Origin of the sequence: Ensifer canadensis (assembly GCF_017488845.2) — a bacterium.
In the GTDB taxonomy this organism is placed as follows: domain Bacteria; phylum Pseudomonadota; class Alphaproteobacteria; order Rhizobiales; family Rhizobiaceae; genus Ensifer; species Ensifer canadensis.
Genome location: NZ_CP083373.1, coordinates 418,166 through 429,799 on the forward strand (window position 1 = coordinate 418,166; position 11,634 = coordinate 429,799).

Annotated in this window: 10 protein-coding genes and 1 pseudogene; 9 read left to right on the forward strand and 2 right to left on the reverse strand. The window is 60.0% G+C overall.

Annotated features, from left to right (window positions below; translation table 11 throughout):
* The first annotated feature begins 7 nt into the window (after positions 1-7).
* The gene (locus J3R84_RS31735) at positions 8-979 is read left to right on the forward strand and encodes an ABC transporter permease (protein ID WP_207207730.1); all 972 of its coding nucleotides are present in this window, start codon (positions 8-10) and stop codon (positions 977-979) included.
* Between the two features lie 283 nt (positions 980-1,262).
* Positions 1,263-1,482 (forward strand): annotated as a pseudogene (locus J3R84_RS31740) (hypothetical protein); the annotation flags it as partial.
* Positions 1,483-1,524: 42 nt separating this feature from the next.
* On the opposite strand, the gene J3R84_RS31745 reads toward J3R84_RS31740, so the two are convergent.
* A complete protein-coding gene (locus tag J3R84_RS31745; protein ID WP_057210137.1) occupies positions 1,525-2,412 on the reverse strand; it encodes a LysR substrate-binding domain-containing protein in 888 nt (295 codons plus the stop codon).
* 111 nt (positions 2,413-2,523) lie between these two features.
* On the opposite strand from J3R84_RS31745, the gene J3R84_RS31750 reads away from it, so the two are divergent.
* From J3R84_RS31750 to J3R84_RS31770, 5 genes are all read left to right on the forward strand, one after another.
* Complete coding sequence (locus J3R84_RS31750) at positions 2,524-3,720, forward strand: trans-sulfuration enzyme family protein (RefSeq protein ID WP_057210212.1); 1,197 nt, start codon at positions 2,524-2,526, stop codon at positions 3,718-3,720.
* A gap of 60 nt (positions 3,721-3,780) precedes the next feature.
* Positions 3,781-4,791: an amino acid ABC transporter substrate-binding protein gene (locus J3R84_RS31755; RefSeq protein WP_376743710.1), complete on the forward strand. Its 1,011-nt coding sequence runs from the start codon at positions 3,781-3,783 to the stop codon at positions 4,789-4,791.
* 14 nt (positions 4,792-4,805) lie between these two features.
* Positions 4,806-5,717: an ABC transporter permease subunit gene (locus tag J3R84_RS31760; RefSeq protein ID WP_354006121.1), complete on the forward strand. Its 912-nt coding sequence runs from the start codon at positions 4,806-4,808 to the stop codon at positions 5,715-5,717.
* A 236-nt stretch (positions 5,718-5,953) separates the two neighbouring features.
* Entirely contained in the window at positions 5,954-7,033 is a 1,080-nt protein-coding gene (locus J3R84_RS31765) for an amino acid ABC transporter permease (protein WP_435526101.1), read from the forward strand.
* Positions 7,033-7,794 (forward strand): amino acid ABC transporter ATP-binding protein, encoded by a 762-nt coding sequence (locus tag J3R84_RS31770; RefSeq protein ID WP_057210141.1) that lies wholly within the window; start codon positions 7,033-7,035, stop codon positions 7,792-7,794. Before J3R84_RS31765 ends, J3R84_RS31770 begins: the two co-directional genes overlap by 1 nt.
* A gap of 443 nt (positions 7,795-8,237) precedes the next feature.
* Here J3R84_RS31770 and J3R84_RS31775 read toward each other — a convergent pair whose 3' ends face one another.
* Positions 8,238-9,209 carry an MBL fold metallo-hydrolase gene (locus J3R84_RS31775; RefSeq protein ID WP_057210142.1) on the reverse strand — a complete coding sequence of 324 codons (972 nt, stop codon included), beginning with the start codon at positions 9,207-9,209 and terminating at the stop codon, positions 8,238-8,240.
* 137 nt (positions 9,210-9,346) lie between these two features.
* Between J3R84_RS31775 and J3R84_RS31780 the strand changes: the two genes are divergently transcribed.
* Both J3R84_RS31780 and J3R84_RS31785 read left to right on the forward strand, forming a co-directional pair.
* On the forward strand, positions 9,347-10,243 hold the full coding sequence (locus tag J3R84_RS31780) for a LysR family transcriptional regulator (RefSeq protein ID WP_203530074.1): 897 nt from the start codon (positions 9,347-9,349) through the stop codon (positions 10,241-10,243).
* Positions 10,244-10,551: 308 nt separating this feature from the next.
* Complete coding sequence (locus J3R84_RS31785) at positions 10,552-11,286, forward strand: phosphotransferase (RefSeq protein ID WP_203530075.1); 735 nt, start codon at positions 10,552-10,554, stop codon at positions 11,284-11,286.
* Positions 11,287-11,634: the final 348 nt, after the last annotated feature.

The window sequence follows — 11,634 nt, forward strand, 5'->3', positions numbered from 1 at the left end:
GACGGCGATGACGCACGTAAACGGACGCAAGCCGAACTTCCTGCGCAAACTCGATCCGGCGGTGGTCACCGCGTTCGGCTGCATCCTGCTGCTGCTTGTCCTTGGCAGCTTCTATTCGCGCAGTTTCCTGTCACCGGAGTATCTGCTGCAGCAATTGAAGGTGGCATCCTTCCTCGGCATCATCGCCACCGGCATGATGCTTGTCATCCTGCTCGGGCAGATCGACCTTTCCGTACCGTGGACCGTTGCAACGGGCGCCATGATGGCCTGCGCGGCTGCCGCCTACGGTCCGGTCGGCACTGCTCTTGCCATCCCTTTCGGAATCCTTTGCGGGATCGGCATCGGGCTCGTCAACGGCGTCGGGGTGGCATATCTGCGCATACCCTCGATGATCGTGACGCTGGCGACGAATGCCGTCGCTCAAGGGGTGATGGTGGTCTACACAGGCGGGTTCTCGCCGCAGGATTCCGCCACCGCGGCCATGCGCTATCTCTCCACCGGCGCCTTGATCCCCGGCATCCCGAATGTCGTCTTCATCTGGGGGCTGGTCGGCACGGCGATGGTCTTCCTGCTGCGCCGGACGGGCTTCGGGCGGGCCGTCTACGGCATAGGCAATCGCGAACGGGCGGCCTATCTTTCAGGGATCAATACCCGCCGCATCGTGATGACCGCCTTCGCCGCCTCGGGCGGGCTCTCAGCCTTCGGCGGCGTCCTGCTGGCAGGCTATGCTTCCAAGGCCTCGCAATCGATGGGCGATGCCTATCTGCTTCCTGCCATAGCGGCTGTTGTTCTTGGCGGAACCTCGATCCTGGGCGGCCGGGGATCCTATCTCGGCACTGTCGCCGGCGTAATCCTCATCACACTCCTGCAGTCAATCCTCTCCGTCACGCAGATGCCAGAGGCCGGGCGCCAGATCATCTACGGCGTGATGATCATACTCATGCTTCTGCTCTATGGTCGTGCGCCAGCCAGCCGTTAAGCTTGCTGAGAACAGAGGAAGCGCCACACGCATCCATCTGGCTTCACGCCAGGACGGCAGTCGATCCGGCAATGGGCTCGAAAGGCCAACCCGCGGGTTGGATGGCCGTCAAGGCCTATCGCCAGTCCTCACCTCGCTCTAGTTCGGATCGTACGGACCTGCCGTCCGCCAGGCGCTCGCGGCAGAAAAGTCACGGAAGGATCTACCCTCGGCGATCTGTCCTCGTGGGTCGTGCCGCAAACGATTGACACGCGCGACGACGGGTACCCGTTGGAAGAGCAACTGTGAAGACCGCAGAACGATGGAGGCGCTGTCGCTGGTCTCGGCCGGTCTTGGCATCGGCTGTGCGCCGGACGCTGGATCTACCCAACCGCAATTTGGACCTCAGGAAGGTGAGCGGTGTCGACTTCCGCATCGGGCCTGGGGTCGCCGGGAGCAAGGAAGATCCGACAGCCGCTCGCGACGACATCCTCGATATCGCCCGGTCGTTGGTCAGGTCGGGTGAGGGATTGGTTCTGGTTCCTGACACTCTGCAGACAGCACATTCAATCCTGAAACACCGAGTGGCGCATGACTTCCTCTACGAAATCGGAAACGATACGAGAGGGTTGCCGATTGGGTGGCAAGAGTAGCAACGTCCTGAAATAGACCGCAGGCTCGAAGGGACGCAAGGAAAGGCCGCGACCCACATAGGGCTCGGCGGTCATGGGATTGACCATTCCAATTCCCATCCCAGCCTGGACCATTGCGCAGATCGTGGTCGAGTAGGGCGTCTCAAGAACCATCTTCGGCTTGATGTTTTCGTTGAAGAAAATTGTCTCTGCCGATCGCCGTGTCGTGTCTTCTGGCGACAGCGCTATGAACGCTTCGCCATCGATATCTTGGGGTCGAATGACGTCGGCTGACTCCAGCCGATGCCCTGAAGGCACGGCGATCGATACCCGATAGCGCGCAAAGGGGCGTACGTCGACGCCTGCAATATCGATCTCATCTGCCGCAAGCCCGACATCGAACTGACCGCTCGCAACGAGGTCTTTCACCACGGAAGACATCTGTGCCTGGAACGTAATTGCGACGTTCGGGTGTTTTTTTTGGAAACCGCTCAACGCGCGTGGCAGCACGTTGGTGCTCAGAGCCGAAAGGCTGGCCACCCGGATTTCACCGGATCCGAAATCGCGGATACGGGCCGCTGCACTCTTGAGGTGGACCAGGCCTGAGAACGAGCCTTCCACCTCTCGGAAGAACATCTGTCCTTCGGAGGTGGGAAACATCCTGCCTTTCTCCCGGCGAAAAAGAGCAAAACCTATATCGCGCTCGAGCTCCTGGATCGCCTTGCTGACCGCAGGCTGCGAGATGCGAAGCACTTCGGCTGCGCGTGACGCGGTGCCGTTGGTCATCACTGCGTAAAAGACCTCGATCTGTCGGATGTTCATCGTACGCAACCTTATAACCAGGAAGAATAAGGTATCACTGTATTGATATTGGACGGAATGGGAATGCCCATGTTTAATCCGATCAAAGAAATCTCTCGGGAAGAAGGCAAGATGAAAGATCTCACCCAGTGCGTGATCACGCCGGACGTTGATATGGACGGTTTTGAAACGCTTGGCGCGGCGACCTATCGCGGCTCCACGATCGTGTTCAAGAACGCTGAAGCCTACAGGACGCGCGGCGAGCGGGGGCATCAGGGCTACACCTATGGTCTGTATGGCACACCCACGACGCGGACCCTGGAAGCAAAACTGACGGCGCTCGAGATGGGCGTGCGAACGTTCCTGGTCCCATCCGGGCAAGCTTCGAACTCGGTCGCCATGCTGTCGTTCTTGAGTACTGGCGATAGGATCCTGATTGCCGACAACTCTTATCCTCCGGTTCGCGACTTCGCCAACCGCGACCTCGCACGCTTCGGAATTGAGGTCGCCTACTATGATCCGGTGGCGATCGACGATCTCGAGCGGCAAATCGATGGCCGCACCAAGATTGTCTGGTGCGAGTCCCCTGGCTCCACGACGATGGAAATCCAGGACCTTCCGAGGATCGCGCAAATTGCCCATCGCCATGGCGCACTCGTCGGCTGCGACAATACCTGGGCAACGCCGCTCAACTACAAACCCCTCACGCTCGGCGCCGACATCGTCACCGAGGCCCTAACCAAATACGTCTCTGGCCACTCCGATGTGTTGATGGGCTCGATTACGGTGCGCGCAGAGGAGCACATCGTTCCCCTTCGCGCGACTCTCGGTCGCCTCGGCATCGGTGTTTCGCCCGATGATGCAACGCTTGTACTGCGAGGAATGGAAACACTTGGGGTGCGCCTCAGGCATGCCGCGGAAGGAGCTGCCGAGATCATTGCCCTGATTCAGCATCATCCCTTGGTCGAACAGGTACTTTACCCCTCGCTGCTGGATTTTCCGGGGCATGACATCTGGAAGCGTGACTTCCTCGGCGTGAGCGGGGTCTTCAGCGTGGTGCTGAAGCCTGAAGCGAGCAAACACGCTGCTGCGGCCCTCGACGTCCTGCGCACCTTTGCCATTGGTGCGTCATGGGGAGGAACGCGCAGCCTCATCGCACCCATGCCGGTCAAACAGAATCGTAGTGCCAGCCAATGGCATGGGGAGGATCTGGTTCTGAGGGTCAGCATCGGCTTGGAAGATCTGGATGACCTCAAAGCCGACATCGAAGCATTCCTCGCCGACATCGCCGAACGATCTGCGCCAGCGAAGGTCTCCAAGGCGAGCTGAAGACGTCTTCCAAAATTCTCACAACCAAAAAAATGGGGAACCAAAATGATACTGAAACTAATGAGCATGACCGCGATCTTCGTCTCTAGTCTAATCGTCGGGTCACCTTCGGCGTCCGCGCAAACGACACTTGCCAGCGTCAAGGCGCGCGGCTTTCTGAAATGCGCCGCGAGCCAAGGTACCGTTGGCTTCGGAGCTCCCGATGAAAAGGGCTATTGGCGCGGCCTTGACGTTGACACCTGCAGAGCGGTGGCGGTCGCAGTCTTCAACGACAAGGACAAGGTGGAGTTCGTGCCCCTGAGTGGCCAGCAACGGGTGCCTGCTCTGCAAACCGGCGAAATCGACATCCTTCCGCGGACGTTCACCTGGACTCTGCGCCGCGATGCGAATGGACTCAACTTCACGACTCCGAACTACTATGAGTTCACCGGCTTCATGATGCCGAAGTCGCTCGGGGTGACGAAAGTCGAGGAGATGGAGGGCGCCTCGGTGTGCGTCCAGACCGGATCGACGACAGAGGTCGTCGCAAACGACGTCTCGAAAGAGCACAATCTTGGGCTTACGCCGGTCGTGTTCGAAAACAGTTCCGCATTGAGCCAAGCCTTCTTCTCCGGCAGGTGTGACGCGCTTATTACCGATGCCGCAGCGCTCGCATCGATCAGAGCCACAAAGGCCGAAAATGCCGACGACTATGTAATCTTTCCCGCTACCAAGTTCATGGACGCGCTCACGCCGGCGGTTCGTCACGGCGACGACCAGTGGCTCGACATTGTCAATTGGTCGATCCAGGCCCTGATCACCGGTGAACAGCTTGGGATCACGCAGAAAAATGTCGCTGAGATGGAAAAGTCGGAAGATCCGCGCGTCAAACGCTTCCTCGGGGTCGAGCCCGGAAATGGCGCCGCAATCGGTCTCGACGAAAAGTTCGCCGGCAACATCATCGCGAAGCTGGGCAACTACGGGGAGATGTTCGATCGCAACCTCGGCAAGGACAGTCCGCTGAAGCTGGATCGCGGTGCCAACCGGCTCTTTAGCGATGGCGGGTTGATGTTCCCGTTGGCGTTCCAGTAACCTTGGAGGCCGGCATGTTCTCGACACTGTTGGACAATCGCCATGCTCGGAGCACCGCTCTCCAGGTCCTGTTGCTCGTGGGCTTTGCCAGTCTTCTTTACTGGCTGTGGTCGAATACCGCGAGCAACCTGGCTGAACGCGGCATTCGCGTAGGATTCGATTACCTGGATCGGCAGGCGAACTTCCCCATCTCGGAAGGCATTCTGCCCTACGATCCATCCGACACCTTCGGCTGGGCCTACCTCGTGGGCCTGGCAAACACAGCCGCTATCGCGGTCCTTGCCATCGTCGCCTCGACCATTTTTGGTCTCTTAATTGCCCTGGTTCGCCTGGCCAACAATCCGATCTCCTCCAAAATGGCCGGCGTTTTTGTCGGTGGTGTGCGCAACATGCCGCTGATCGTTCAACTGCTGTTCTGGTACGCACTCGCGACCACGCTTCTCCCGTCCCCGAGACTTGCGTTTAATCCAATCTCGGGCATCTACCTGTCGCTGCGCGGACTTTACGTCCCGTCGCTTTCTCTCGGACCGTACGGCGTCGCTTTGGTCCTTGCCTTCGCGGCAATCACGATGGTTCTCTGGTGTTTGATGAGGGGCCGCTCCCCGCTCGAGAGAAAAATCACACTTGGCGGCGTTCTCGTGGCAGCGATCATATTCGGGACAATCGTCATAGAGCCCTCGGTCAGCTTTCCGGAACTCAAGGGTTTCAACTTCGTCGGCGGTATGCGGCTCTCGCCGGAATTTGCGGCGCTGATGGTCGGCCTCGTCATTTACACATCAGTCTTCATCAGCGAGGTAATCCGCGGTGGGATCGAGGCCGTCTCCCGCGGTCAATGGGAGGCCGGCCGAGCCTTGGGTTTGTCAGAGCGGCAGACGGTGTTCCGGATCATCATTCCCCAGGCGCTCCGCATCATCATCCCCCGATGACCTCTCAGTACCTCTCGACCGTAAAAAACACGACGCTGGCACTCGCCGTTGGGTATCCGGAACTCGGCCTCGTGGTGGGGACCGTGATCAATCAGACGGGACAGGCCATCGAAAGCATCGCCATCCTGTTGGCCGTCTTCCTCACGATCAGCATCGCAGTATCGCTGTTCATGAATTGGTACAACACACATGTAGCAGGTGACCCGATGACGAGCCTTGCGACAATGAACTACGCCATGGCTGCGACCGAGCTGATGGCGCCGCAGAAAGCACCGCCTGCCAAGCGCATGCCGATCCTGAAGCTTCTGTTTGGCGACATGATGAGCGCCCTCCTTTCACTCGGCGCGGTCGGGGTGATCGTTTCGCTGCTTCCGGCCTTCCGATGGGCCGTGACCGATGCCATCTGGGCGACCGATGATCCTTCCGTTTGCAGGTCGGGCGGAGCCTGCTGGGCGTTCATTGGCGCGAAACTTCGCTTCATCATGTTCGGTCTTTATCCACCCGATCAACAGTGGCGACCTGTCGTGGTGATGTCACTCATCCTTCTCATGATCCTCGTCTCGCTTACTCCTGCGCTCTGGGGAAGAAAGCTCGCACTGGCCTGGACAGGCGCCGTCTGTGCGATGCTGGCTCTCATGTGGGGTGGCTTTGCAGGGCTTCCGCACGTCTCCACCGCCAATTGGGGCGGGCTGCCGGTCACGCTTCTTCTTGCACTGCTGTCTCTCGGGCTTGGCTTTCCCTTTGCGATCTTCCTGGCATTGGGGCGCCGATCGACGCTGCCGATCCCGCGCCTTCTTTCGATTGGCCTGATAGAAACGGTACGCGGACTTCCGTTAGTCGGTCTCCTGTTCGTCGCTTCGATCCTGCTGCCTCTGCTCCTACCTCCGGGCTTCGACATCGACAAGCTTGGCCGGACGCTCGCTGCCCTTACGATATTCTCCGCCGCCTATCTTGCGGAGGTCATCCGGGGAGGACTGCAGGCAATCCCGCCTGGGCAGAAAGAAGCCGCCAAGGCGCTTGGGATCCCGCATTGGAAGGCGATCCAGCACATAGTCCTGCCGCAGGCGATCCAAAAGGTCATCCCGCCGTTGACCAATACCGCCATCGTCATGGTGAAAAACACCAGCCTCGTCATGATTGTCGGTGTGTTCGATATGCTAAGTGCGGGCCGCTCGGCGGCCATGGATCCGGTTTGGCCGGCTCCCTACACTGAGGCCTATCTGTTCGTCGGCCTGATCTACTTCGCGATCTGCGTCGGTATCTCCTATTACGCCCGTTGGCTCGAGATCCGGGTAAAGGCAAAGGATTATCGCTAATGTCTATCCATGAAGAGCGGGACGTCGATCAACCCGCGATCGTCATTCGAAACTTGGACAAGTGGTACGGAAACTACCATGTCCTGCGCAACGTAGACCTCTTTGTCAAGCCGCGCGAACGGATCGTGATCTGCGGTCCATCTGGGTCTGGAAAATCTACTCTTATCCGCTGCGTCAACCATCTTGAGGAGCATCAGCGGGGCGAAATCATCGTCAATGGTACCGCGCTCAACGAGAGTTTGAAGAACATCGACACGATCCGGCGCGATGTCGGAATGGTGTTCCAGCACTTCAACCTGTTTCCGCACTTGTCGGTCCTGGAAAATTGCGCACTCCCGCAGATACTGTCGCGCCGGACGCGCCGCAAGGATGCGGAAGAGCGCGCGATGCAGTTCCTGGAACGCGTGCGGATTCCGGATCAGGCACGTAAATTTCCAGGTCAGCTCTCAGGTGGTCAGCAGCAACGCGTGGCGATCGCCCGTGCACTGTGCATGGCGCCCAAGGTAATGTTGTTCGACGAACCGACATCGGCGCTTGATCCGGAAATGGTCAAGGAGGTGCTCGACACCATGGTGTCTCTCGCCGAAGAAGGCATGACGATGATCGTGGTGACTCACGAAATGGGTTTCGCTCGGCGGGTGGCCAATCGAGTGGTGTTCATGGACCAGGGGATGATTGTCGAAAGCAACGTGCCGGATGCCTTCTTCGATGCGCCGGCAAACGAGAGGACGAGACGCTTTCTCCAGCAGATTGTCCATTAACTTCCACGTCTGCTTACTGAAGCAGAGGCCCTTGTTGCGACGAGCGACGAGGGCAGGCGGGAGACACATAGAACGCGCTCGGCTTCGGACGTGATTTAAGATCGTGCGGCGAATTTCCTCGAAGCTCTTGATCCGCTCCATAGGGAATAAGTCCTTTCAGGCGGGCCCTCCGCATCGCTACGGAGCAGAGATTCCCACCGTTCCGCTCGACCAATATTATGCTGAATGTGTTATCGGCGGCCACTGGGTGGTTTCACGGTCAGTTGAAGTGACTTTCCGCACAAGACCGCGATCGTCGGTTCGATTCCGTTCAAGGCGAGGGATTGGAGACATCGGGCCTGGGCGGCATATTGCCTGTGCGGCCGCTACCGAGGGCGTCGTGGCGATACTGAGATATCTGCTGCTCATTCCGTTCCTAACCTTCTAGCCCGCCGGAGCTAACTTCAATCCTGCAAGGCCCAGTCCGCCACCTCCCAGCGCATCTGCCCACGGTCGGCGACGACACGGCCGAGCCCTGGGAAGGGCATGTGCGTGGCGGCAATCAGCGCGCCTTCCGAGGCTGCGCGGGGGAAAAAGCGGTCGCGCATCGCTTTGGCTGCTGCACGGTCCTGCTCGAACAGGAAGAACACATCGGTCGCTCCCGGATGCACGACCGGAAAGATCATGTCCGACACCATGATGAGGCTCTTCCCTTCATCTTCAACCCGCACGCCGATATGGCCGGGTGTATGACCGGTCAGGTCGACGATCGAGACACCGCGCACAATTTCACGCTCTCCGTCAATCGCCTGGAGTTTCGGGTAGAGGCGCACCACCTCCTGCGCCATCTTAAAGCTGGTCTGCAGATAATCGGGCGCGCCGCTGCGCTTGGCCGGGTCGGTCCAATGCTTGACGTCGCGACGATCGATGTAGAGCTCCGCCTTGGGGTAGTTGCTCTTGCCTCCGGCGATCAGACCGCCCATGTGGTCCTGATGCATATGCGTCACGATCACCGCGTCGATCTGGTCAAGCTGCAGGCCAAGCGCACCGAGCGCCTGCGGCAGTTTGCCGGTCTGCCCGATCGAGCCCGCTGCACCGGCATCGATCAGGATGCGGCGCTCGCCATCATCGATGAGATACTGGTTGAAGAGGAACCGCACCCCACTCGGGCGGGCGGTGAACTGAGCGACTGCCGCCTGCTCCACCTCGGCCGGGGCGCGTCCCGGAAAATAGTCGAAGGGCATATCGGCATACCCGTCTGTCAGTGCCGTCACCGTGAAGCGACCGATGCGGATCTGCGCCAGTGGCGTAATGCTGACCGGCGTTTTGGTGGTATTCTGCGCTGCGGCAAGGGCCGGTGCGCCACTGATCAGTCCTCCCCCGAGGAGGCCGAGAGGAAGAGCGCTGGCAAAGGCACGACGTGAGAGTTGAGGCATGACGTCTTTCTCCTGATCATTGGCAATACGGGGAGCCGGCCGGCGTCCCCTGGAACGCCACAAAAGCTAGGATGTCCGAAACCAATAGGGTATCCTGCCATTTCAGGAACTTTCCTCTCAATTTCCGGAAGGATACGATGGATCGGTTTGAAGCGATGTCGGTGCTGCTGGCGGTGGTCGACGCCGGCAGCCTCTCGGCTGGAGCGCGGCGATTGCATGCACCGCTCGCCACGGTCAGCCGCAGAGTCGCGGATCTGGAAAAGCACCTTGGCGTGCACCTGGTCCGGCGCACCCGCCGCGGCCTCACCTTGACGGATGAGGGCCGCAGCTTCGTCGCCGCGTCACGTCGTATTCTGGAGGAACTGGACGCGGCAGAACGGCAGGCCAGCGGCGACTATGGCGCGCTGCGTGGAGGGCTGCACGTGACCGCACCGATTGCCTTCGGCGAGCGCCATCTGCTGCCAATAGCTTTGGAGTTCCTGAAGGAGCAACCCGATATCAACCTGCGCCTGACCCTCGCCGATCGGCAGCTAAGTCTGGCAGATGAGCACGTCGATGTGGCCCTGCGGATCGGACACTTGGCGGACAGCGCGCTGATCGCAACGCGCGTCGGCGCCGTCCGACGGGTGATCTGCGCGAGCCCCGACTATCTTGCCCACCGAGGCGTTCCGCGTCAGCCGGAAGACCTCAGCCAGCATGACGGCATAAGCTTTCAGGGCTTTGCGACCGCGCCGGAATGGCGCTACCGCCGGGACGGCGCGGCCTTTACCATCGAGCCGCGCCCCAAATTCGCGGTCAATACGACGGAGGCTGCCATTCAGGCTGCAATAGCCGGTATCGGCATTATCCGCGTGCTGTCTTACCAGATCTCCGATCAGTTGCGCTCCGGTGCTCTGCACGAATTGCTGACGGACTTTGCACCGGAACCGCTACCTGTGAACGTTATCCATGGACCAGTGGATCCTCTGCCGCTGAAGGTGCGGTGCTTCCTCGACTGGATCGTCCCAAGCCTACGCACGCAGCTGGCTTACTAGCGTCCCGCTCACGCGCACCACCGTTGATGGCAGTGGGGCGCACCGGTGCGAATGCTGCAAGATGCGGTTGTCCTTCCCTAAGCGCCTAACATGTCGTCTTCCCGGAAAGAGCCAAAGCTATTTCTAAGACTGAAATGGGGGCGCAATGCTACCGGGCCAATTCGGACGCTGGTGACCCGGGCTGCCGTTCGATCCGCGACTAGTGCGCACAAGCTTAACAGCGTTATCGTAGCGGAGCTGATCCACGTTGTCCCGTTCCTGCGCTTGGTTTACCCAGGTCTCAATCGGGTTGATCAAGGATGCTGCGAGTGGGATGGGAAGCATTAGAGCTGTGGGGGAAAGACGCGGTTCGCATAGAACGGCTCGCTGGCGGGGTTGCCAATGACGTCTGGAGCGTGCACATCCACGGGCAACTTGCAGTCGGTCGTCTGGGTACCAGGAGCAACGCTGATCTGGCGTGGGAGGTTGAACTCCTCCGGCACCTTGACAGTGAAGGTCTGAGCGTGCCGGTGCCGATCCCGGCGGACGACGGCCGGCTATTCGCGGATGGCCTGATGGTTATGAAATACATGCATGGCGGACCACCCGAGACTGAGGGCGACTGGCGTCGCGTAGCCGAGACCCTGCGCGAACTGCATCGTTTGACGCAAGGCTGGCCGCAGCGCCCAGGGTGGCAATCCTCGACGGACCTCCTGCATGCCGAGACGGGGACGAGGATCGATCTTGCCGCGATGCCGCCAGATGGCGTCGCTCGATGCCGCGCGGCATGGGCACGGCTTATCGGACGTAAGACAAGCGTCGTCCACGGCAATCCCAACAACCCTGCCAACATCCGCATGACCACGGACCGCGTCGCACTGATCGACTGGGATGAGTCGCATATCGACGTCCCCGACCTTGACCTCGTCTTGCCCCATAATGCTGCCGATCTGGAAACCGGGGCGTATGACATCGCCGCGCAAGCATCGGCCGCATGGGAAGCCGCCGTCTGTTGGGATGACGAATACGCGAAACAGCGACTTGCCGAAGTTGGAGCGATCTAAGCGACGATCGCTCATGTGAAGGGTTTCGGATGCCGGCTATCCACGTGTTGGCCTGGCGCCGGGCCGGCGTCCGAAAGCCTCCAGAGAAAGAACCCGCGGGATGGAGAGGGCAGTTTTCCGGTCTATGGGGATTTGTGGTTTGCGTTGGGTGCTGGTCGGCCGATCTGATGCGGCTGACAGGTGGCAACGATCCTATTGGCGTTTGTGCCATCCTCGTCGCCGCCGCGCATGCTGTGGCATGGTCGTTGCAGGGCGGTCGATTCTGGTGTGTTTGGTTGCGCCGTTTGATGCGGGCGCACGAAGTCAGGCTTCCGGGGACGATGAGGTCCCTGGGTAGGAATGGTGCGT

What these genes read in the sequence shown, in the direction of transcription:
- J3R84_RS31780 (WP_203530074.1), top strand. Translation starts at nt 9,347, where the DNA reads ATGGATCGGTTTGAAGCGATGTCGGTGCTGCTGGCGGTGGTCGACGCC.
- J3R84_RS31770 (WP_057210141.1), top strand. Translation starts at nt 7,033, where the DNA reads ATGTCTATCCATGAAGAGCGGGACGTCGATCAACCCGCGATCGTCATT.
- J3R84_RS31750 (WP_057210212.1), top strand. Translation starts at nt 2,524, where the DNA reads ATGAAAGATCTCACCCAGTGCGTGATCACGCCGGACGTTGATATGGAC.
- J3R84_RS31755 (WP_376743710.1), top strand. Translation starts at nt 3,781, where the DNA reads ATGAGCATGACCGCGATCTTCGTCTCTAGTCTAATCGTCGGGTCACCT.
- J3R84_RS31735 (WP_207207730.1), top strand. Translation starts at nt 8, where the DNA reads ATGACGCACGTAAACGGACGCAAGCCGAACTTCCTGCGCAAACTCGAT.
- J3R84_RS31765 (WP_435526101.1), top strand. Translation starts at nt 5,954, where the DNA reads ATGGCTGCGACCGAGCTGATGGCGCCGCAGAAAGCACCGCCTGCCAAG.
- J3R84_RS31775 (WP_057210142.1), bottom strand. Translation starts at nt 9,209, where the DNA reads ATGCCTCAACTCTCACGTCGTGCCTTTGCCAGCGCTCTTCCTCTCGGC.
- J3R84_RS31745 (WP_057210137.1), bottom strand. Translation starts at nt 2,412, where the DNA reads ATGAACATCCGACAGATCGAGGTCTTTTACGCAGTGATGACCAACGGC.
- J3R84_RS31760 (WP_354006121.1), top strand. Translation starts at nt 4,806, where the DNA reads ATGTTCTCGACACTGTTGGACAATCGCCATGCTCGGAGCACCGCTCTC.